Annotated in this window: 17 protein-coding genes; 10 read left to right on the top strand and 7 right to left on the bottom strand. The window is 65.0% G+C overall.

All coding sequences use genetic code 11. The annotated features are described in order from the left end of the window. Positions 1–21: 21 nt before the first annotated feature. The 3 genes from EYF70_RS26675 to EYF70_RS26665 all read left to right on the top strand — a co-directional run bounded on the left by EYF70_RS26675 (position 22) and on the right by EYF70_RS26665 (position 5504). Positions 22–1239: an efflux RND transporter periplasmic adaptor subunit gene (locus EYF70_RS26675; protein ID WP_131148087.1), complete on the top strand. Its 1218-nt coding sequence runs from the start codon at positions 22–24 to the stop codon at positions 1237–1239. After that, the gene (locus EYF70_RS26670; protein WP_131148086.1) at positions 1236–4361 is read left to right on the top strand and encodes an efflux RND transporter permease subunit; all 3126 of its coding nucleotides are present in this window, start codon (positions 1236–1238) and stop codon (positions 4359–4361) included. The genes EYF70_RS26675 and EYF70_RS26670 overlap by 4 nt, the downstream gene beginning before the upstream one ends. 207 nt (positions 4362–4568) lie before the next feature. Beyond that, the gene (locus tag EYF70_RS26665) at positions 4569–5504 is read left to right on the top strand and encodes a hypothetical protein (RefSeq protein ID WP_131148085.1); all 936 of its coding nucleotides are present in this window, start codon (positions 4569–4571) and stop codon (positions 5502–5504) included. Between the two features lie 7 nt (positions 5505–5511). Here EYF70_RS26665 and EYF70_RS26660 read toward each other — a convergent pair whose 3' ends face one another. Continuing rightward, positions 5512–6729 carry an MFS transporter gene (locus tag EYF70_RS26660; protein ID WP_229420578.1) on the bottom strand — a complete coding sequence of 406 codons (1218 nt, stop codon included), beginning with the start codon at positions 6727–6729 and terminating at the stop codon, positions 5512–5514. A gap of 181 nt (positions 6730–6910) precedes the next feature. On the opposite strand from EYF70_RS26660, the gene EYF70_RS26655 reads away from it, so the two are divergent. After that, on the top strand, positions 6911–7837 hold the full coding sequence (locus EYF70_RS26655; RefSeq protein WP_131148084.1) for a LysR family transcriptional regulator: 927 nt from the start codon (positions 6911–6913) through the stop codon (positions 7835–7837). Positions 7838–8069: 232 nt separating this feature from the next. Here EYF70_RS26655 and hemB read toward each other — a convergent pair whose 3' ends face one another. After that, positions 8070–9083 carry a porphobilinogen synthase gene (gene hemB / locus EYF70_RS26650; protein ID WP_131148083.1) on the bottom strand — a complete coding sequence of 338 codons (1014 nt, stop codon included), beginning with the start codon at positions 9081–9083 and terminating at the stop codon, positions 8070–8072. 13 nt (positions 9084–9096) lie between these two features. Beyond that, on the bottom strand, positions 9097–9804 hold the full coding sequence (yihA, locus tag EYF70_RS26645) for a ribosome biogenesis GTP-binding protein YihA/YsxC (protein ID WP_131148082.1): 708 nt from the start codon (positions 9802–9804) through the stop codon (positions 9097–9099). A gap of 145 nt (positions 9805–9949) precedes the next feature. Between yihA and EYF70_RS26640 the strand changes: the two genes are divergently transcribed. The 5 genes from EYF70_RS26640 to msrQ all read left to right on the top strand — a co-directional run bounded on the left by EYF70_RS26640 (position 9950) and on the right by msrQ (position 15990). After that, positions 9950–10609 (top strand): c-type cytochrome, encoded by a 660-nt coding sequence (locus EYF70_RS26640; RefSeq protein WP_131148081.1) that lies wholly within the window; start codon positions 9950–9952, stop codon positions 10607–10609. A 191-nt stretch (positions 10610–10800) separates the two neighbouring features. Beyond that, on the top strand, positions 10801–12888 hold the full coding sequence (locus EYF70_RS26635) for a cytochrome c biogenesis protein ResB (protein ID WP_131148080.1): 2088 nt from the start codon (positions 10801–10803) through the stop codon (positions 12886–12888). Between the two features lie 86 nt (positions 12889–12974). After that, the gene (ccsB, locus tag EYF70_RS26630) at positions 12975–14300 is read left to right on the top strand and encodes a c-type cytochrome biogenesis protein CcsB (RefSeq protein WP_131149369.1); all 1326 of its coding nucleotides are present in this window, start codon (positions 12975–12977) and stop codon (positions 14298–14300) included. An 89-nt stretch (positions 14301–14389) separates the two neighbouring features. Continuing rightward, positions 14390–15367 (top strand): protein-methionine-sulfoxide reductase catalytic subunit MsrP, encoded by a 978-nt coding sequence (gene msrP / locus EYF70_RS26625; protein ID WP_131148079.1) that lies wholly within the window; start codon positions 14390–14392, stop codon positions 15365–15367. Next, complete coding sequence (msrQ, locus tag EYF70_RS26620) at positions 15358–15990, top strand: protein-methionine-sulfoxide reductase heme-binding subunit MsrQ (RefSeq protein WP_131148078.1); 633 nt, start codon at positions 15358–15360, stop codon at positions 15988–15990. The genes msrP and msrQ overlap by 10 nt, the downstream gene beginning before the upstream one ends. Positions 15991–16094: 104 nt before the next feature. On the opposite strand, the gene lysA is transcribed toward msrQ, so the two are convergent. Together lysA and lptM are read right to left on the bottom strand one after the other, a co-directional pair. Further along, on the bottom strand, positions 16095–17372 hold the full coding sequence (lysA, locus tag EYF70_RS26615) for a diaminopimelate decarboxylase (RefSeq protein ID WP_131148077.1): 1278 nt from the start codon (positions 17370–17372) through the stop codon (positions 16095–16097). A gap of 27 nt (positions 17373–17399) precedes the next feature. After that, positions 17400–17585, bottom strand: coding sequence for an LPS translocon maturation chaperone LptM (gene lptM / locus EYF70_RS26610; protein ID WP_229420576.1), 186 nt, complete (start codon positions 17583–17585; stop codon positions 17400–17402). A 39-nt stretch (positions 17586–17624) separates the two neighbouring features. Between lptM and cyaY the strand changes: the two genes are divergently transcribed. Beyond that, positions 17625–17966 (top strand): iron donor protein CyaY, encoded by a 342-nt coding sequence (gene cyaY / locus EYF70_RS26605; RefSeq protein ID WP_131148076.1) that lies wholly within the window; start codon positions 17625–17627, stop codon positions 17964–17966. A 291-nt stretch (positions 17967–18257) separates the two neighbouring features. On the opposite strand, the gene EYF70_RS26600 is transcribed toward cyaY, so the two are convergent. Together EYF70_RS26600 and EYF70_RS26595 are read right to left on the bottom strand one after the other, a co-directional pair. Next, complete coding sequence (locus EYF70_RS26600; protein ID WP_131148075.1) at positions 18258–19769, bottom strand: SulP family inorganic anion transporter; 1512 nt, start codon at positions 19767–19769, stop codon at positions 18258–18260. Positions 19770–19855: 86 nt separating this feature from the next. Further along, positions 19856–22126 (bottom strand): penicillin-binding protein 1A, encoded by a 2271-nt coding sequence (locus EYF70_RS26595; RefSeq protein ID WP_174800460.1) that lies wholly within the window; start codon positions 22124–22126, stop codon positions 19856–19858. Between the last annotated feature and the right edge of the window lie 284 nt (positions 22127–22410).

Raw genomic sequence — 22410 nt, 5'->3', positions numbered from 1 at the left:
ATCATCCAGCAAGTATAAAAAATGAAAAAGACCACCTTGGGAGTACTGGTTGCTGCCGCCATCGTCGCTGGCGCCGGCGCCTGGCACGTCGCGCGGGCGCCGCAGGAAGGGCAGCATGCCGCCGCCGGCGGCCGCGGCCAGGAGAAGGGGCAGGGGGGAGGCCAGGAGCGGGGCCAGGGCCCGACCACCGTCAACATCGTCGCGCCGAAGCGGCAGGACGTGCCGGTCGTGCTGCAGGCGAACGGCACCGTGAGCCCCATCAGCACGGTGGACCTGCATCCCCAGACCACCAGCACGATCGTCAAGGTGCATGTGAAGGAAGGCGATTTCGTCAAGGAAGGCCAGCTGATGTTCTCGCTGGACAGCCGCAGCGAATCGGCCAACCTGCAGAAGGCCCAGGCCGAAGTGGCGCGCGACCGCGCCAACCTGGCCGACCTGGAGCGGCAATACCAGCGCAGCATGGAACTGCTGCGGCAGAAGTTCATCGCCCAGGGCGCCGTGGATACGCTGAAGAGCCAGGTCGATGCCGCCCGCGCCGAGATGGAAGCCAATATCGCCGCGGCCCGCGCGATCCAGGTGGGCCAGAGCTACACGGCGATCCGCGCGCCGATGTCGGGCCGGGTGGGCGGCATCAACGTCTATCCGGGCAGCCTGGTCCAGCTGTCCACCTCGCTGACGACGATTACCCAGCTCGACCCGATCAACGTCGCCTTCACGGTGCCGGAAACCAGCCTGGCCGCGCTGCTCGACGCGCAGCGGGCCGGCACGGTGCCGGTGCAGGTGTTCCACCGCGATTCCAAGACCCCGATCGAGGGCCGCCTGTCGTTCATCGACAATACCGTCGACCCGCAGGCGGGCGTGATCCGCGTGAAGGCGCAGTTCGCCAACCGCGACACCCGGCTGTGGCCGGGCCAGTACGTGAACACCGAAGTCACCGTGCAGACGCTGCGCGATGCGCTGGTGGTGCCGCAGAACGCGATCATCACGAACACCCGCGGCACCTTCGTCTACACCGTGGGGCCGGACAGCACGGCCAGGGTGGCGAATGTCGAGCGCGTGCACGCGTTCGGCACCGATGCCGCCGTGCGCGGCCTGGCCGGCAATGAAAAAGTCATCGTCGAAGGCAAGCAGAACCTGCGCCCGGGCGGCAAGGTGCGGGTGGCCGAAGCGCGGGTGCCCGAAGCGCGCCTGGCCGAGCAGGGCAAACGCAGTGGTCACGACAAGGGTGGCGTCGAATGAACCTTTCCGAGCTCTCGATCCGGCGTCCCGTGATGGTAGTGCTGCTGTCGCTGTCGCTGATCCTGGCGGGCGTGCTGGCCTACCTGTACATCCCCGTCGCGGCGCTGCCCAGCTATAACACGCCGATCATCAACGTGTCGGCCGACCTGGCCGGCGCCAGCCCGGACACCATGGCGTCGTCCGTCGCGCTGCCGCTGGAAAAGCAGTTCTCCACGATTCCCGGCCTCACGCTGATCACGTCCACCAGCACGCAGGGCAACACCTCGCTGACCCTGGAATTCGATTCCAGCATCGACGTCAACGAAGCCGCCGTCGACGTGCAGGCCGCGCTGCTGCGCGCGCAGCGCCAGCTGCCGCAGGAAATGACGGACCTGCCGTCCTACCGCAAGATCAACCCGGCCGATGCGCCGGTGCTGTTCATGGCGATGAATTCGCCATCGCTGTCGCTGTCCGAACTGAACGACTACGCGGAAAACCTGATCGCGCCCAGCCTGTCCACCTTGCCCGGCGTGGCGCAGGTGAACGTCAATGGCCAGAAGCGCTTCGCCGTGCGGGTGCGCGCCAAGTCCGACTTGCTGAACGCCCGCGACCTCACGCTGGCCGAAGTGCAGGCGGCGATCCGCAGCGCCAACGCCAACACGCCGCTGGGCGTGCTCGATGGCCCGGAGCAGACCCTGACGATCCAGGGCAACAGCCAGCTGATGAAGGCTGCCGACTATCGCGACCTGATCATCGCCACCCGCAACGGCGAACCGGTGCGGCTGAAGGACGTGGCCACCGTCGAGGACAGCTTCCAGTCGATCAAGTCGTTCGGCAGCTACAACGGCGAGCGCTCCATCGTGCTGCTGGTCCAGCGCCAGCCGGATGCGAACACCGTGCAGGTGGTGGACAGCGTGAAGGCGCTGCTGCCGCGCTTCCGTGCCCAGCTGCCGGAGTCGATCAACATCAGTCTCGTCAACGACCGCTCGGTATCGATCCGCGAAGCGATCCATGACGTCAACCTCACGCTGGCGCTGACCATCGTGCTGGTGGTGCTGGTGATCTTCCTGTTCCTGCGCCGCGCGGTGGCCACGCTGATCCCGGCCATCACCATGCCGATCTCGCTGCTGGGCGCGCTGGCGCTGCTGTACGCGCTCGGCTACAGCCTGGACAACATCTCGCTGCTGGGCATCACGCTGGCCGTCGGCCTGGTGGTCGACGACGCCATCGTGGTGCTGGAAAACATCGTGCGGCATATCGAGCACGGCAAGAAGCCGCTGCAGGCCGCGCTGGTCGGTTCGCGCGAGATGGGCTTCACCATCGTGTCGATCTCGATCTCGCTGGTGGCCGTGTTCATCCCGATCTTCTTCATGCCCGGCGTGATGGGATTGATGTTCCGCGAATTCGCGGTGATCGTGGCGCTGGCCGTGCTGGTGTCGGCACTGGTCTCGCTGACGCTGGTGCCGATGATGGCGGCGCGCTTCCTGCCTGCCGATTCGCATGAACACGCCGGCGACGATACCTTCCTCGGCCGCCACTTCGAGCGGGGCTTCAACGCCGTGCTGAAGGGCTATGGCCGCACGCTGGACCTGGCGCTGCGCCACCGCTACATTGTGCTGGCCGTGGCGGTGGGCACGTTCGTGCTGACCGTGGCCATGTATGCGACGATGCCGAAGGGCTTCTTCCCGGAAGAGGATATCGGCCAGTTCCGCGTCAACACCGAAGCCTCCGAGGACATCTCCTCGAGCGCGATGCTGGCGCTGCAGGACCGCGTGGCAGCGATCATCCAGGCCGATCCCGCCGTGAAGAGCGTGGTGTCGTTCACCGGCGGCGGCAATTCGGGCCGCATGTTCGTGGTGCTGGTGCCGCGCGGCGAACGCCAGGCCATGCCCGAGGTGCTGGAAGGCTTGCGCAAGAAGATGCGCAACGTGGCCGGCATCCAGGTGTACATGTCGCCGGTGCAGAACCTGCAGCTGGGCGGCCGCCCCAGCAAGAGCCGCTACCAGTACACGCTGCAATCGGTCAGCCCCGATTCGCTGAACGACTGGGCCGAGCGCTACCTGGAGCGCATGCGCGCCGATCCCGACTTCCGCGACGTGACCAGCGATTCGCAGAACAAGGGCCTGCAAGCCACGCTGAACATCGACCGCGACAAGGCCAGCACGCTGGGCGTGGCGATCGGCGACCTGCGCACCGCGCTGTACCTCGCCTTTGGCGAGCGTCAGGTATCGACGATCTATTCGTCCGCCGCCAGCTACTACGTGATCCTGGAAGCGGCCGACGAGGACCGCCGCTACGAGGATGCGCTGAACAAGGTGTCGGTGCGCAACGCGGCCGGGCAACTGATCAAGCTGTCCAGCTTCGCCACCGTGCAGCGCACGGTCGGCCCCACCGCCGTCAACCACCAGGGCCAGCTGCAGGCCGTGACGGTGGCGTTCAACCTGGCGCCCGGTGTGCCGCTGGGCCCCGCCACGGCGAAGATCGATGCGATGGGCCAGGAATTCGGCCTGCCGCCATCGATCATCACCAACTACGGCGGCGACGCGGCGGTGTTTGAAAAATCGCAGGGCAGCCAGGTGATCCTGATCGTGGCCGCGCTGGCCGTCATCTATGTACTGCTGGGCGTGCTGTACGAAAGCTTCATCCATCCGCTGACGATCCTGGCCGGGCTGCCGTCCGCAGCGGTGGGCGCGCTGTTTACCTTGTGGCTGTTCGACATGGACCTGACGATGATCGCCATCATCGGCATCCTGATGCTGATCGGCATCGTCAAGAAAAACGCCATCATGATGATCGACTTTGCCTTGCAGGCGCAGCGGGAGCAGGGCGCGGCACCCGCTGCCGCGATCCGCGAAGCGTGCATCCTGCGTTTCCGCCCGATCATGATGACGACCCTGGCCGCCTTCATGGGCGCGCTGCCGATCGCCCTGGGCCTGGGCGCCGGCGCCGAACTGCGCCAGCCGCTGGGCCTGGCCGTGTGCGGCGGGCTGATCTTCTCGCAGGTGATCACGCTGTACGTCACGCCCGTCATCTACCTGTTCCTCGACAAGTACAGCGGCAACGGCCCGATGAGCGACGCCGAACTCGTCGAGCCACCGCCGGAACCGCACAAGGTGGAACTGAAGGCCGTGAACCTGTCCTGAAGAAAAGCAAAAGTTGCCCGAAAAATGGGGACGTACCCCATTTTTCAGGCAACTATCACCGGCAGGACTGCTTGAAAGCGGAGTTTCCCGGCCCCAACTGGCTCACAAGGTGCGGATACATACGGTAACATCCGTTAACTGCAAGCTCGCGTAAGCTTGCCCGACTTGGCCCGGCACCGCCGGTTTGCGCACAGAAAACGGTTTATCTTGCTCCAGCACAGCCATACCCACGGTCCCGACGAAGTCTGCCCCACCTGCGGCCAGGTCATCCCGGCCGTTGGCCTGCCGCTCCGGTATGGCGACAACAAGCCGAACCGCACCGGCCTGGCCATTGCGATCGGCCTGCACGTCCTGATCGTCGCGTTGATCATGATGAACCCGGAAACGCTGATCAAGCTGAAGCCGCCATCGAAGGCTGGCGAGATGGTGTACATCACGCCGCCATCGCCGACGCCCACGCCGCCCAAACCGCAGCCCGCGCCGCAAAAAACGGCGCCGCAAAAAACGGCGCCGCAAAAGCAACCGAAAGTCGCCCAGGCCAAGCCGCGCCCGGCGCCGCCGCCCATCAAGCGCACCAACAACGACGCCATCACCGATCCGAACCGGCAGGAAACCCCGCCGCCGCCGGTGAAGGCCGACATGACGCCGCCGCCACCGGACGTGACCGACATGTCGCAGATGGTGGAAGCGGCACGCCGCCGCCGCGGCGCCGTCGAGACCCCGACCACGGAAAGCGCCGAGAGCGCCGATGCGAAAGCCAAGGCCCGCGCGGTTGCCAACATCATGGGCGCCCAAGGGCGCAACTCGGCTGGCGAGCGCGACGATTCGGGCGGCATCTTCGACGTGCAAAACCAGACATTCAACAGCGCCGACCTGAAATTCCGCGGCTGGAACACCAACTTCAAGCGCCGCTGGCTGTCGCAGGTGAAGGTCGAGCTGGGCAGCGAGATCGACATTGAAAATGCCGTCGTCACCAAGATGATCGAGCTGATCCGCAAGGAAAAGCCGGGCGACTTCGAATGGGAATCGCACCGGCTGGGCCGTGTCGTGAAGATGAGCGCCCGGAAGGAAGACGAGGCGGAATTGCGTGCCTTCCTGCTGAAGGAAATGTACCCGCGCTATATCCGCCCGGCGGGCCGGTAGCCATCCATCAGGCCCGCTGCGGGGCGCGTTGCAGCGCCTCGCCGGCCCAGTAAAGCAGGGCCGCGGCCGGCATCGCCATGCCGGCCAGCAGCGCGGCGTGCCAGCCGTAGCCTGCATACACCCAGCCGCCCAGCGCGGAACCCACCGCGCCGCCCGCGAAGAACACGGCGAAATACAGGCCGTTCAGGCGGCTGCGCACGTCGGCGCCCAGCGTGAAGATGGCGCGCTGGCCCAGCACCAGGTTGGCCGCCACGCCCATGTCCAGCACGATCGACGCCACCACCAGGATCGCCAGCGCCACATGGTGCGAACCGGTGGCGTGGGAAAACAGCAGGGGCAGGGCGAAGCCCGCGATGCCCAGGCCCAGCGCGGCGGCCGTGGCCGGCAGGCTGTGGCCCGCATCGGCCAGCTTGCCGGCAACCGGCGAAGCGACCGCGCCGGCCATGCCGACCAGCGCGAAGATCGCGATACCCGTCTGCGACAGGCCGAACGACGGACCGGCCAGCGCCAGCGGCACCACGGTCCAGAACAGGCTGAACGCACCGAACAGGCCGGCATGGTAGGCGGCGCGGCGGCGCAGTACGGGCGTGGTACGGAACAGCGTCCACAGCGAACCGATCAGTTTTGCATACGATGTGCGCGACTGCGGCACCCGCTGCGGCAATTTCACGCGCAGCACGACGGCCAGCAGCGCGATCAAGCCGGCCGCGCCGGCAAACACCACGTGCCAGCTGGCGTGGTCGGCGACCAGGCTGGCCACCGGCCGCGCCAGCATGATCCCCAGCAGCAGCCCGCTGACGACCTTGCCGACCGTGTGCCCCCGCTTCGATTCATGCGACAGGTGGGCGGCGAACGGCACCAGGATCTGCGCCGCGACGGAGCCCACCCCGATGGCCAGCGCCGCGGCCAGGAACACCGGCGCGCTGGTGGCGAAGGCGGCAACGGCCAGTGCCACGGCCGTGGCGGCCAGCGCGGTCACGACCAGCCGGCGGTTTTCCAGCAGGTCGCCCAGCGGCACGATGAAGAGCAGCCCCAGCGTATAGCCGACCTGCGTCAGCGTGACGATCAGCCCGGCCGCACTGGCCGACAGCCCGGTGGCGGCCGCGATCGGCCCCACCAGGGTTTGCGCGTAGTACAGGTTGGCGACGATGAGCCCGGCGGCGGCGGCCAACAGCAGCACCATCGAGGGTGCGATATGGTCATGCGGTTCTTGATGCGATGTCATGGCGTTCCCCATGGAAGTGAATGGGACCAGTCTGGGGCGTCGCCGATGGCCTGTGATCCGCCATCGGGGGCGCCGCGTACCGGCAGGATTGGATGGGGAAAGTGTACGCAGCGAAAGAGAGAAGATAATCCCCCAATAATCGACCTATACTTTTCACTTTATGTGAACAATAGGCGCCACCATGGACAAACTGCGGGCCATGCAAGTCTTCGTGCGCATCGTCGAAGCGAACAGTTTTACCCGGGCGGCCGAAACGCTGGGCCTGCCCCGCGCGGCGCTCACGGCCACCATCAAGAACCTGGAAGCGTACCTCGGCACCACGCTGCTGCAGCGGACCACGCGCAAGCTGGCGCTGACGCCGGATGGCGCCGACTACCACGCGCAGTGCGTGCAGATCCTCGATGCGGTGGCGCTGGCCGAACAGGGTTTCCGGGCCGGCGCCGGCAAGCCCCGGGGCACGCTGCGGGTCGACCTGCCGGACGCCGTGGGCCGCCACGTGGTCCTGCCCCACATCGCCGCCTTTGCCGAGGCGTGGCCCGAGCTGGCGCTCACGCTCAGCTTTTCGGACCGGCTGGTCGACCTCACGCAGGAAGGCATCGACTGCGCGCTGCGCGTGGGCGACTTGCAGGATTCATCGCTGGTGGGGCGGCAGGTGGGCAGCATGCGCTTCGTGACGTGCGCGGCGCCCGCCTACCTGGATCGCCACGGTGCGCCGCAGAGCATCGGCGACCTGCGGCACCACCAGGGCATCGTGCATTTCTCCGGCCGCACGGGGCGGCCGTTCGACTGGGACTTCCTCGCCGATGGCGAGCTCGTCAAGACCCAGGTGCCGGGCCGCATCGCGGTCGACAATGCCGATGCCAACGTGGCCTGCGCGCTGCAGGGCCTCGGCATCACGCAGGCGGCCCGCTACCAGGTGCGCGGCCACCTGGAGCGGGGCGAGCTGGTGGCATTGCTGGCCGACACCCCGCCGGCGCCGATGCCGGTCTCGCTGCTGTATCCGCGCGGGCGGATGGCGGCGCCGAAGCTGCGCGTGTTCGCGGAATGGCTCACGGAACGGCTGGCCGGGGAGCCGGATCTCTGCCTGGCGCCAGCCTCAACCCAATAGCTCCAGGCAATGTTGCCAAGATTCGGGGACAGTCCCCATTTTTTGGAAACATTCCGAATAGCTGGCTAATAGCTATGCGACCACTGCTGTTTTCGGCTTATTTTCGTGGAAAAGTTGCCAAGAAACGGGGACTGTCCCCAGGTATGCGGGTGGGCCCGGTGTTGTTTTGCGACCAGCTGGGCAATAAAAAAGCGGGCCGGCGGCCCGCTTGATCGGTGGCTGTGCGACAGGCTTACAAGCCCTTCAGCTTGCGCGCGATATCCAGTGCGAAATACGTCAGCACGCCATCGGCGCCGGCGCGCTTGAAGGCCAGCATCGATTCCATCATCACCTTGTCGTGGTCGAGCCAGCCGTTTTGCGCGGCCGCCTTGATCATCGCGTATTCGCCGCTGACCTGGTAGGCGAACGTCGGCACCTTGAACTCGTCCTTCACGCGGCGCACGATGTCGAGATACGGCATGCCGGGCTTCACCATCACCATGTCCGCGCCTTCCTGCAGGTCGCCGGCCACTTCGCGCAGTGCCTCGTCGCTGTTGGCGGGATCCATCTGGTACTGGTTCTTGTCGCCCTTGCCGAGGTTCTTCGCCGAGCCGACGGCATCGCGGAACGGGCCGTAGAACGCCGAGGCGTACTTGGCCGAGTAAGCCATGATGCGCGTGTGGATGTGGTCCTTGCCTTCCAGCGCCTGGCGGATCGCGCCGATGCGGCCATCCATCATGTCCGATGGCGCAACGACATCCACGCCCGCTTCGGCCTGCGTCAACGCCTGGCGCACCAGCATGCCGGTGGTGATGTCGTTGATCACGTAGCCGGCTTCGTCGATCAGGCCATCCTGGCCGTGGCTGGTGTACGGGTCCAGCGCCACGTCGGTGAGGATGCCCAGCTCAGGGAAATTCTTCTTTAGTTCACGCACGGCGCGCGGCACCAGGCCTTCCGGATTGGTGGCTTCGATACCGTCCGGCGTCTTCAGCGATGCGTCGATGACCGGGAACAGCGCCAGCACCGGAATGCCCAGCGACACGCACTCTTCGGCCACCTTCAGCAGCAGGTCGACCGAGACCCGTTCCACGCCCGGCATCGACAGCACCGGCTCGCGCACGTTGCTGCCTTCGAGGATGAAGACCGGGTAGATCAGGTCCGCCGCGGTGACCACGTTCTCGCGCATCAGTGCGCGGGAAAACGGATCGCGGCGCATGCGGCGCATGCGCATCGCGGGGAACTGGGCGGAGAAGTGGGAGCTGTGCATCGCTGGGGATTCCTTATTCGGGGTCGGACTCGGACTCGGGTTCGGGCGCGGGGGGATCGACGTTCAGCCCGACCAGCTCCTCGATCTTCGCGGTGGCTTCGTCGATGCCGACACGCTTCAGCGCCGAGAACAGCTGCACGGTGAACGGGAAGCCTTCGCCGTCTTCGTCGACATAGCTGTCCAGCTTGGCCTGGGCCTGGCGCAGCGTGTTTACCGCCTCGCTGCGGGTCAGCTTGTCGGACTTGGTCAGGATGCAATGGATCGGCTTGCCCGTGGGAGCGAACCATTCCAGCATCTGGATATCCAGGTCGGTGAACGGGCGGCGCGCATCCATCATCAGCACCAGCGCGGCCAGCTGGTCGCGGCGCTGCACGTAGTCGCCCAGCAGGCGCTGCCAGTGCAGCTTGGCGTCGCCGGACACTTCCGCATAGCCGTAGCCCGGCAGGTCGGCGATCAGGCAGCGCACCTCGTCCATGTTGGTCGGGTCATGGCGGTGCATGGCCACGTGCGCCCCGCCTACGCTGAAGAAGTTGATGTGCTGCGTGCGGCCCGGCGTCTTCGAGGCGAACGCCAGCCCCTTCTGGTTGCAGAGAATATTGATGGCGGTCGATTTGCCCGCGTTGGAACGGCCGGCGAAGGCGATCTCCGGCACCGTGGTACGGGGCAGGTCGCGCAGGTGGTTGACGGTCGTGAAGAAGCGGGCTTGCCAGAGCTTGGACATGAAGAATTGCTACGAGAACAGGCAGTCGTGCCGGGAAGCTATTGTACAATAAGGAGTTACGGCCCGCTTCCGGGCAGGTCGGAGCACTCGAACATTGCGACATTTTATTGACTCGTTTCCTTAAGCTGGCTAAATGAGGTGCTGAATGAATCGTAGGTATTCACCAGTGGTACGCTCGATGTTCATAGCAATGATGGCGCTCTTCGCGGGGACGGCCAGCGCCGCCACCCCGCAGGCGCCGAAAGTGGATCCGGCCAAGGGCGCCACGCTCTATGCCGACGGCGATCCCGCCCGCGGCCTGCCTTCCTGCCTGTCCTGCCACGGCGCCGCCGGCAATTCCACGATCGTCGCCAATCCCAAGCTCGCCGGACAACCCGAGGGGTACCTGTACAAGCAGCTGGTGGACTTCACCAAGCCGGATCGCGCGCAGCCGATCATGACGACGTACGCCAAGATGCTGACGGACGAGGAAAAGAAGAACATTTCCGCGTACCTGGCCGCCCAGTCGCAGAAGCCGGGCGCCGCGAAAAACCGCGAGTCGATCGAATTGGGCAAGAAGATCTACCGCGGCGGCCTGGCCGAGAAAGCCGTGCCGGCGTGCGCCAGCTGCCACGGCCCGGCCGGTGCCGGCAATCCTTCGAAATACCCGCGCATCGGCGGCCAGCACCAGGACTACACGATTGCCCAGCTGGGCGCGTTCAAGGGCCACGGCCGCAAGAACAGCGTCGAGATGACGACGATCGCGCAGCGCATGACCGACGATGAAATCAAGGCCGTGGCCGATTACGTGGCCGGACTGAAATGAGCGGGTGCCTGGGTTGATTGACAGCGCACGCGCGGTCGACAGGCGGATGACATGGAAAAAAAGGCGGCTACCTCGACGGGGCCGCCATTTTTTTTGTTACTATGCCTGACGAAATTGTATACAAAAAGCCGGGCTTCACATGCAGTTCCACATGAAGTGTCAAATGAGTACAGTCGCATGAGCACCACCGTATGAGCACCACCAGCACGACGGGCATCCGTCTCAATACCCGCCGCCAGGCGTTCAACGAAGCGGTCGAATTGCTGTCTTCGATGCGTTTCGCGATCGCGCTGCTGGTGATGATCGCGATTTCCGCCATCATCGGCACGATCATGCAGCAGAACCAGCCGATGCCGAACTACGTGAACCAGTTCGGCCCGTTCTGGTTCGACGTGTTCGACAAGCTGGGGCTGTACGCCGTGTATTCGGCCTGGTGGTTCCTGGTAATCATGGGCATCCTCGTCGTTTCCACCTCGCTGTGCGTGGTGCGCAATGCGCCGAAGATGGTGAAGGACATGCGCAGCTGGCGCGAGAACGTGCGCGAACAGTCGCTGCGCAATTTCCACCACAAGGCCGAATGGCAGTCGCCGCTGCAGGCGAACGCGCTGGCCGGCCAGGTGGCGCAGCGCCTGGCGCATGCGGGCTACCAGGCCAGGGTCGTGGAAAAGGACGGCGGCCTGCTGGTGGCGGCCAAGCGCGGCGCGGCCAACAAGTTCGGCTACATCTTCGCCCACAGCGCCATCGTCATCATCTGCGTGGGCGGGCTGCTCGATTCGGATATTCCCATCCGCTTGCAGCAGTGGGCGCTGGACAAGACACCGTTTACCGGCGACGGCCTGATCGCGGCGATCCCGGACAAGCACCGCCTGGGCGTGTCGAATCCCACGTTCCGCGGCAATACCGTGATCCCGGAAGGGCAGGCCAGCAGCTCGGCCGTGCTGTCGCGGCCGGACGGGGTGCTGATCCAGGACCTGCCATTCACGATCCAGCTGAAGAAGTTCACGATCGATTTCTACAGTACCGGCATGCCGAAGCTGTTTGCCAGCGATGTGGTGGTGCGCGATAACGCCACCGGCGAGACGCAAACGGCCACCATCGAAGTCAACAAGCCGTTCATCTGGAAAGGCCTGGCCGTGTACCAGGCCAGCTTCGAGGATGGCGGCAGCAAGCTGAAACTGACCGGGTTCCCCATGCAGGGCACGCAAAGCGGCAAGTTCGCGATCGACGGCATCGTCGGCAACGCCACCAGGCTGGACGATGCCCACACGGTCGAATGGACCGATTTCCGCCCGTTCAACGTGGAAAACACCGCCAGCCAGGACGTGCGCGCCGTGAAGCAGGGCGAGAAGCTGGGCAGCGCGTTTGCCCTGGGCCTCGACAAGCACCTGGGTTCGGCCGCCAAGAACGCCAACAACAAGGATCTGCAGAACGTCGGCCCCAGCGTGCAGTACAAGGTGCGCGACCAGACCGGCCAGGCGCGCGAATTCCAGAACTACATGCAGCCGGTCACGCTGGAAGGCGTGCCGATGTTCCTGTCCGGGGTGCGCGCCAGCCCGGGCGATCCGTTCAGCTACCTGCGCATCCCGGCCGACGATGAACACAGCGTGCGCGACTGGATGCGCCTGCGCGCCGCGCTGCACGACCCGGCGCTGCGCGAACGTGCCGCCGGCACGTATGCGGCGCGCATGTCGCCAGGCGGTGGAAAAAGCGACACGGTACAGTCGCAGCTGGCGCTGTCGGCCCTGAAGAGCCTCGAGATCTTCGCCGGCGACAAGGAGGCGGGCGGCTACATGTCGGTCAGCCGTTTCCTGGAAAAGGTGCCGAAGGCGGAGCAGGAAAAGGCGGCTGACATCTTCATGAAGATACTCAACGGCACGCTGTGGGAACTGTGGAACGTGGCGCGCGAGCGCGACGGCCTGGCCGCCATCGCGCCGGACGAGAAGCATGCGCGCTGGCTGCAGCTGTCGATGAATGCCCTGTCCGACAGCTTCTTCTATGGCGCGCCCGTCTACCTGCAGCTGGACGAGTTCGAGCAGGTGAAGGCTTCCGTGTTCCAGGTGACGCGTTCGCCCGGCAAGTCGGTGGTGTACCTGGGCTGCCTGTTCCTCGTGCTGGGCGTGTTCGCGATGTTCTACGTTCGCGAGCGGCGCCTGTGGGTGTGGGTCCGCGGCCAGGAGGACGGGGCGCACGCGCTGATGGCGATGAGCACGCAGCGCCGCACGCTCGATTTCGACCGCGAATTCGACGAACTGAAGGAAAAGCTGCCGCTGAAGGCGTAAGCTGGCGGAGCGGGCCAAAAAGCAGGCGGACGGCAGGCGGACGGCAGGCGGCAGGCAAGGCACGATACGAGAAGCTGGAGACCATGATGGAAATTACCCAAAACCAACCCTACGCGGCCACCCCCGGCTACTTCCGCCGGCTGTCGGCTTTCGACTGGCTGTTCGGCCTGGCGCTGCTGGCCGGCGCGCTGTTCGGCCTGAACCGCTACGGCGCGTACATGGACGGGTACGAAAAGGCCATCCTGCTGCTGTCCGTGCCCACCTTCGCGGCACTGGGCTGGCACTGGAAGCCGATGCGCGGGCTGATGCTGGCGATGGCGGTGCTGGCGCTGGGCGCGATCGCCATGTACGGCGGCGAGCTGGCGGCGGGCGAGAAGCGTTTCTGGCTGCGCTACATGCTGTCGAGCCAGTCCGCGATCCTGTGGATGAGCGTGTTCTTCTTCCTGTCCACGCTGTTCTACTGGATCGGGCTGGTGGCCCGTTCCTCCGCCGGCGGCGCGATCGGCGCGCGGCTGTGCTGGGGTGGCCTGTTGCTGGGCTGGACCGCGATGATGGTGCGATGGTACGAGTCCTACCTGATCGGGCCCGACGTCGGCCACATTCCCATCTCGAACCTGTATGAGGTCTTCATCCTGTTCTGCCTGATCACGGCGATGTTCCACCTGTACTACGAAGGCCGCTACGCGACCCGCCAGCTGGGCCCGTTCGTGATGCTGATCGTCTCGGCGGCGGTTGGCTTCCTGCTGTGGTACACCGTCACGCGCGATGCGCACGAGATCCAGCCCCTGGTACCGGCGCTGCAGAGCTGGTGGATGAAGATCCACGTGCCGGCCAACTTCATCGGCTACGGTACGTTCGCGCTGGCCGCCATGCTGGGCTGGGCGTTCCTGCTGAAGTATGAACGGCCGCGCACCATGTGGATCTGGCTGGTGGCCGTGCCGCTGGGGTTCATCGCCATCATGAACCTGGTTGCCTTCGTGACCGATGCGAGCGAGGCGATCCGCAATTCCACGCTGGGCACCAGCAAATTCATCCTCGGCCTCGTGGTGCTGTTCGCCGTGACGAACCTGCTGCGCAACCGGCTGGCGGAACGCATCCCCGATGCCGAAGTGCTGGAAGACATCATGTACAAGTCGATCTCGGCCGGCTTCGCCTTCTTCACGATCGCCACGATCCTGGGCGCGCTGTGGGCGGCCGAAGCGTGGGGCGGCTACTGGTCGTGGGACCCGAAGGAAACCTGGGCACTGATCGTGTGGCTGAACTATGCGGCATGGCTGCACATGCGGCTGATGTCCGGCCTGCGCGGCCGCGTGGGCGCATGGTGGGCGCTGGTCGGCCTGGTGGTCACCACGTTCGCCTTCATGGGTGTCAACATGTTCCTGTCGGGCCTGCATTCCTATGGCGAGCTGTAAGCGGGACCGGGAGCGCTTAATGCTGTCCTAAACGAATGGTTACCGGGATTGGTGTAAGGTTCATATAATTTTTCCCGCCCGGAGCCATCATGTTGATCAAGCGTTCCTCCAACGGCATCGACCTGCCGTTCTCCTCCGAAATCACGCCGCGCCATGTGTTCGAAGCGCGGCGCGATTTCATCCGGCAGATCGCCGCGGGCACGATCGCCAGCGGCGCACTGCTCGAGATGCTGACGCGCGAAGCGTTCGCCCAGGGCACCGGCCAGAAACTGCCGGCCAGGCTGAATCCCTCGTACTCCGCGCTGGACAAGCAGACCCCCCGCAAGGACGCGACCACCTACAACAATTTCTACGAGTTCGGCACCGACAAGAGCGACCCGGCCGAGAATGCGGGCACCCTGCGCACACGGCCGTGGACGGTGGCGATCGAAGGCGAAGTGAAGAAGCCGATGACGCTCGACATCGACTCGCTGCTGAAGCTGGCGCCACTGGAAGAACGCGTGTACCGCCTGCGCTGCGTGGAAGGCTGGTCGATGGTGATCCCGTGGGTGGGCTACTCGTTCTCGGAAATCATCAAGCGCGTGGAACCGACCGGCAACGCGAAATACGTGGAATTCATCACGCTGGCGGACCGGCAGCAGATGCCCGGCGTGCGCAGCCGCGTGCTGGACTGGCCCTACGTGGAAGGCTTGCGCATCGACGAGGCGAACCACCCGCTGACCCTGCTCACGCTGGGCATGTACGGCGAAGTGCTGCCGAACCAGAACGGCGCCCCGGTGCGCCTCGTGGTGCCGTGGAAATATGGCTTCAAGTCGGCCAAGTCGATCGTCAAGATCCGGTTTACACGCGACATGCCGCGCACCGCATGGAACAAGTCGGCACCGTCCGAATACGGTTTTTATTCGAACGTGAATCCCGACGTGGATCACCCGCGCTGGTCGCAGGCTTCCGAGCGGCGCATCGGCGAGGATTCGTTCCTGTCGCGCAAGCGCAAGACGCTGCTCTTCAACGGCTACAACGACGTGGGCTCGCTGTATTCGGGCATGGATCTCAAGAAATGGTTCTGATGCAGCCCACCGCGCGGCAGCTCACGGGCATCAAGGCGCTGGTGCACGTGCTGGCGCTGGTGCCGCTCGCCCGCCTGGTCTACCTCGTCTTCACCGACGCGCTGGTCGAACCGCTGCAATACATCACGCACTCGACGGGCGACTGGACACTGTACTTCCTGTGCATCGCGCTGGCCGTCACGCCGCTGCGGCGCCTGTCGAAGTGGAACTGGGTGCTGAAGCTGCGGCGCATGCTGGGCCTGTACGCGTTTTTCTACGGCCTGCTGCACTTCATCACCTTCCTGTGGTTCGACCATTTCTTCGACGTGGCGGCCATGCTGAAGGACGTCGCCAAGCGGCCGTTCATCCTGGTCGGCTTCATCGCCTTCGTGCTGCTGATCCCGCTGGCGGCCACCAGCACCAACGCGATGGTGAAACGGCTGGGCGGCAAGAACTGGCTGTGGCTGCACCGGCTGGTCTACGCGATCGTGCCGCTCGGCGTGCTGCATTACTGGTGGATGAAGTCCGCCAAGAACGACCTGGCGCAGCCGCTGCTGTTCGCCTGCATCGTCGGCGCGCTGCTGTTGATGCGGGTGTGGTGGGCGCGCCAGAAAAGCAAAGCGCCGGCTCGCGCCAGCGCCTGAAAAGTTGCCTGAAAAATGGGGACGGACCCCATTTTTCGAGCAACATTGCCTGAGGTCTCGGAAGTTTCCTGAAATCGGGGTCTGACCCCGATTTCAGGCAATATTCAGCGGATCACCGACTCCAGCGCGAACAGCTCTTCCGGCGTCTCGCGCCGGCGCACCAGGTGCACCTGGCCGCCGTCGACCATCACCTCGGCGGCGCGGCCGCGGGTGTTGTAGTTGGACGCCATCGTCATGCCATACGCGCCGGCCGTCTTCATGACCAGCAGGTCGCCAGCCTCGACAGGCAGTTCGCGGTCGCGCGCCAGCCAGTCGCCGGATTCGCAGATCGGGCCGACCACGTCGAACACGGCGCCGGCCGTTTCACGTTTGACCACGGGCTGCATGTCCATCCACGCCTGGTACAGGGCAGGGCGGGCCATGTCGTTCATCGCCGCGTCGACGATGCAGAAGTTCTTCTCTTCGCCGTGCTTGATGAATTCCACCTTCGTCAGCAGCACGCCGGTATTGCCGACGATCGAACGGCCCGGCTCGAAGATAACCTTGATGCCGCGGCCGCCGTGCTTTTCCGCACGCCACGCATCGACCCGCTGGAATACGCGGTTCACGTAATCGCCAGCCGGCGCGGGCTGCTCTTCGCCGGCCACGCCGTAGTCGATGCCCAGGCCGCCGCCGAGGTCCACGTGGTGCAGGTGGATGCCTTCGGCCGCCAGGGCGTCGATCAGCTCGATCAGGCGGTCCAGCGCTTCCAGCAGCGGCGTGTCGTCCAGCAGCTGCGAGCCGATGTGGCAGTCGATGCCGACCGGCTCCAGGTTCGGCAATTGCGCGGCGGTACGGTAGGTGGCCAGCGCATCGTCGAAGGCCACGCCGAACTTGCTGGCCTTCAGGCCGGTGGCGATGTACGGGTGCGTCTTCGGATCCACGTTCGGATTCACGCGCAGCGAGATGCGCGCCTTCTTGCCCAGCGCGCCGGCCACGGCGTTCAGGCGGTGCAGCTCGGGGATCGACTCCACGTTGAAGCACAGGATGTCATGGCCGAGCGCCAGGCGCATCTCCGCCTCGCTCTTGCCCACGCCCGAGAAAATCACTTTCTTCGGATCGCCGCCGGCGGCGATCACGCGCAGCAGTTCGCCGCCCGACACGATGTCGAAGCCGGCACCGCGGCGCGCCAGCAGGTCCAGGATCGCCAGGTTCGAATTGGCCTTCATCGCATAGCAGATGAGGGCATCGCGGCCGGCGCAGGCATTTGCATAGGCATCGAAGTTGTCCAGCAGCTGGGCCCTGGAGTACACATAGGTCGGCGTACCGAATTGCTCTGCAATGGCGGGCAGGGAAACGCCTTCGGCGTGCAGCACGCCGTTCTGATAGTCGAAGTGGGACATGGATGAACTGAGAGTCTGCGGAAGAATTTACTGTTGTGATGCGGGGGGCGTCGAAGGAACGGGAGCGGAAGGTGGCGCCACGCCGGGCTTGCCGGTCGGCGAATCGGTCTTGACGGGGGGCTTTGGCAGGTACAGGGCACCGGTCTGGCCGCAACCGGCAAGCGATACGGCGATCAGCATGGGAATCAAGATACGCGCTGGAGTGGACTTCACGATTAGAATCTCGTTATTACAGAACCCTTGGAGTGTAGCATGACCGAAACCGAATTCCTGGACCTGGCCGACAGCACGCTGAATGCCATCGAAGCCGCGCTGGACCGCCTGAACGACGACAACCGGCTCGATGTCGAATGCAGCCGCAACGGCAACGTGCTGGAAATCGAATTCCTGCACAACGGTTCCAAGGTCATCGTCAACAGCCAGGCCGCGATGCAGGAACTGTGGGTGGCCGCGCGCTCCGGCGGCTTCCACTACCGCCGTGTTGATGGCCGCTGGATCGACACGCGCGACGGCGGCGAGCTGTTCGACGCGCTGTCGCAGATCGCCACCGAACAGTCCGGCGGCTCGCCGGTGATCGTCAGCGAAAACCCGTAACGTTGGGAACTTTCGCGATCCGCATCCCGAAAATCTTTTCACCCTACTGCAACGGCCGGGGTCAGACCCGCCGGGTCTGACCCCAGGGTTACGCCTTTGGGGTGAACGACATCAAAAACGGTGACAGTCACCAATTAATCTGGAACATCTGTTTCCGGAAAAACGGTGACAGTCACCAATTAATCTGAAACAGCTGTTTCCGGAAAAATGGTGCCTGTCACCGTTTTTGTGTCACCGATTTTGCAAAGCACGCTTCGCGAACCCACCGGTCAAGCCACCGGTTTTCTTCGGTCACGCCAGCCGGTTATCGGCGATGTGATAGTGCGGGTCCTCGAACTCGTTCACCTCGACCATGCCCTTGGCATTCGTGAGGATTTCCAGGCAGTCCGGCGACAGGTGCCGCAAGTGCAGCGTCTTGCCGGCCTGCTGGTAGCGCGTGGCCAGCGTGTCGATCGCTTCCACGGCCGAGTGGTCCACCACCTTCGCGTCGCGGAATTCGACCACCACGTGCGCCGGGTCGTTCTTCGGGTCGAACAGCGCGGCGAAGTTGGCCGTCGAGGCGAAGAACAGCGAGCCCTTCAGCGTGTACACCTTCCAGCCGCGCTCGTCGGTCGAGATGTCGGCGCGGATTTCCTTGGCGTGCTGCCACGCGAACACCAGCGCCGCGAACACCACGCCGGCCAGCACCGCCACCGCCAGGTCCGTGAGCACGGTGATCAGCGTGACGCCGACCACGATCACGGCATCCTGCCGGGGAATCTTGCGCAGCGTTTGCAGGCTGCCCCAGGCGAAGGTCTTTTCGCAGACCACGAACATCAGCCCCACCAGCGCGGCCAGCGGAATCATCTCGATCCAGCGCGACAGCAGCACGATGAACCCCAGCAGGAACAGCGCGGCCGTGATGCCGGAGATGCGGTGCCGGGCGCCGTTGTTGATGTTGATCATGCTCTGGCCGACCAGCGCGCAGCCGCCCATCGAGGCGAACAGGCCGCTGATCACGTTCGCCAGCCCCTGCGCCATGCTTTCCCGGTTCGGCCTGCCGCGCGTATCGGTGATGGCATCGATCAGGTTCAGCGTCAGCAGCGTTTCGATCAGGCCGATGGCGGCCAGGATCAGCGAGTACGGCAGCACGATGTACAAGGTGTCCAGTGTCGCCGGCACCTGCGGCAGGTGGAACGTGGGCAGGCCGCCGGCGATCGAGCCCATGTCGCCGACGGTTTTCGTATCGATGCCCAGCGCGGCCACGAGGCCGGAGACAAGCAGGATCGCCGCCAGCGATGCCGGCAGCGCTTTCGTCAGCCGCGGCAGCACGTAGATGATCGCCATGGTCAGCGCCACCAGCCCCAGCATCGTCCACAGCGCATCGCCCCGCAGCCACTGCCCGCCCACCTTGAAGTGGCCGAACTGGGCGATGAAGACGACGATGGCCAGGCCGTTGACGAAACCCAGCATCACCGGATGCGGCACCATGCGGATGAACTTGCCCAGCCTGAACGCGGCGAACAGCAACTGGAACACACCCATCAGCACCACGGCCGCGAACAGGTATTCGGGCCCGTGCGAGACCACGAGGCTCGTCATCACCACGGCCAGCGCGCCCGCCGCGCCGCAGATCATGCCCGGCCGGCCCCCCAATGCGGAGGTGACGAGGCAAACGATGAACGCGGCATACAGGCCGGTCAGCGGGCTGACGTGCGCCAGCAGCGCGAAGGCGATCGCCTCCGGCACGAGGGCCAGCGAAACGGTGATGCCCGACAGGACATCGGTGCGCAGCTGCGCGGGATTTGGCAGGGAGAAGGTCATGTTCGGTACTCGTAAAAAAACAATGCCGGACATCCGGGCAGTCATGCCCGAATGTCCGGCACCAGCATCGGCCGCGGCTGCCGGTTCTAGAACAGCTCGTTCTTGACGGCGTCGCGCGCCTTTTCCTCTTCCGGCGTGCCGCGCGTGGCGCCTTCCAGGCTTTCGACGCCGACGCCCGGCGGGTTCTCGGCATAGTAGTAATCGCCATTGGCCATCACGATCCCGTCCGGCACCGGCCGTTCCTCGACCGGGATGGTCTTCAGCGCCTTCTGCATGTAGCCGATCCAGATCGGCAGCGCCAGGCCGCCGCCCGTTTCACGGTTGCCCAGGTTCTTCGGCTGGTCGTAGCCGATCCAGGCGATGCCCACCAGCTTCGACTGGTAGCCGGCGAACCAGGCGTCGATCGAGTCGTTGGTCGTGCCGGTCTTGCCGGCCAGGTCCGGGCGCTTGAGGATCTGCTGGGCCTTGGCGGCGGTGCCATAGCGCGCCACGTCGCGCAGCATCGAATCCATCAGGAACGCGTTGCGCTCGTCGATCACGCGGTTGCCTTCCACGCCGGCGCGGTCGGGCGCGGCCTGCGACAGGATGCGGCCGTTGGCATCGGTGACTTTCGAGATCAGGTAAGGCGTCACCTTGTAGCCGCCATTCGCGAACACGGCATAGGCGCCGGCCATCTGCAGCGGCGTCACGGCGCCGGCGCCCAGCGCCAGGGTCAGGTAGGGCGGGTTCTTGTCCGCTTCGAAACCGAAGCGCGTGGTGAATTCCTGGCCATATTTCGCGCCGATCCTGTGCAGGATGCGGATCGACACCATGTTCTTGGACTTCGTCAGGCCGCGCCGCATCGTCATCGGGCCTTCGTAGCGGCCGTCGTAGTTCTTCGGTTCCCATGCCTGGCCGCCGGTCTGCCCGGCGTCGAAGGAAATCGGCGCATCGTTGATGATGGTGGCCGGCGACAGGCCGCGCTCCAGCGAGGCGGCATAGATGAACGGCTTGAACGAGGAACCCGGCTGGCGCCATGCCTGCGTCACGTGGTTGAACTTGTTGCGGTTGTAGTCGAAGCCGCCCACCATCGCCTTGATCGCGCCATCCTCGGTGCTGGCGGCCACGAAGGCCGATTCGATTTCCGGCATCTGCGTGATCTGCCAGTCCTTCTCCTCCTGCATCACGCGGATCACGGCGCCACGGCGGATGCGGCGGTTCGGCGCGGCCTTGTCGGACAGCCATGCCTTGCCCATCGCCAGCCCGGCGCCGGTGATGGTGATTTCCTCGCCCGAGGCGGTCATCGCCGTCACTTTCGCCGGCGATGCCGACAGCACCATGGCGGCCACGATATCGTCGCTGTCCGGGTGCTCGGCCAGTTCGGTCTCGATCACCTCGTCGGCTTCGGCGCGGTTCTTCGGCAGGTCCACGTAGGCTTCCGGCCCGCGGTACGGGTGGCGGCGCTCGTAATCCATCACGCCCTTGCGCAGCGCGAGGTAGGCGGCATCCTGGTCGGCCTTGGTGATCGTGGTGAACACGTTCAGGCCGCGCGTATAGGTGTCTTCCTTGAACTGTTCGTAGACGAGCTGGCGCGCCATCTCGGCCACGTATTCGGCATGCACGCCGAATTCGCTGCTGTCGGTCTTCACCTTCAGCTGTTCGTTCTTCGCCTCTTCGTACTGCGCCGGCGTGATGTAGCCCAGGCTTGCCATGCGCTGCAGGATGTATTGCTGGCGCGTCCGGGCGCGCTTCGGGTTCACCACCGGGTTGTAGGCGGAGGGCGCCTTCGGCAGGCCGGCCAGCATGGCCGCTTCGGCGATCGAGATGTCGCGCAGGTCCTTGCCGAAGTAGATCTGCGCCGCCGACGCGAAGCCATAGGCCCGCTGGCCCAGGTAGATCTGGTTCATGTAGACCTCGAGGATCTGGTCCTTCGTCAGGTTCTGCTCGATCTTCCAGGCCAGCAGCGCTTCATAGGCCTTGCGCTTGAGGGTCTGTTCGCTGGAAAGGAAGAAGTTGCGCGCGACCTGCTGCGTGATCGTCGAGGCGCCCTGGCGCGCGCCGCCGGTGGCATTGTGGAATGCCGCGCGCAGGATGCCCAGGTAATCGACGCCGCCGTGCTCGTAGAAGCGGTCGTCCTCGATCGCCAGCACGGATTTCTTCATCACGTCCGGGATGTCCTTGAAGCGCACCAGGTTGCGGCGTTCCTCGCCGAATTCGCCGATCAGCACGTTGTCGGCCGAATAAATCCGCAGCGGCATCTTGGGGCGGTAATCGGTCAGCGTATCGAGCGAGGGCAGGCTGGGGTAAGCCAGCGCCAGCCCGAACACGACGAGCAGCACCAGGACCAGTACCAGCCCCACCACGGAACCGAGCGCCATCAGCAGCAGGTTCTTCGGGGACTTCGACTTGGCCTTGTTGGAAGCGTTGTTCGGAGGAGTCATGCAGGGAAAACCTTTGAAATTTTGTGCAGGCATTATAAGCGAGCCGCTTCCGCTGGCGCGCTAGCCCGGCGCGGCAGTGAACAAGCCGCCAACTGTCTTGTCGGCCTGGCCACGTATCGGCGCCAGAGTGTGGCTTCCCGCGCACATGAAAGTAAATGTGCCTAGCGGAAATACCTTTACAGTTGCCCTGCGGAATTGCTAGCATCCATCTTGCCGTCCGG

The sequence above is a fragment of the Pseudoduganella albidiflava genome, from assembly GCF_004322755.1.
Classification (GTDB): Bacteria; Pseudomonadota; Gammaproteobacteria; order Burkholderiales; family Burkholderiaceae_D; genus Rugamonas; species Rugamonas albidiflava.
Note: the sequence above shows the minus strand (reverse complement) of the source record. Positions and strands in the feature narration are given on the sequence as shown.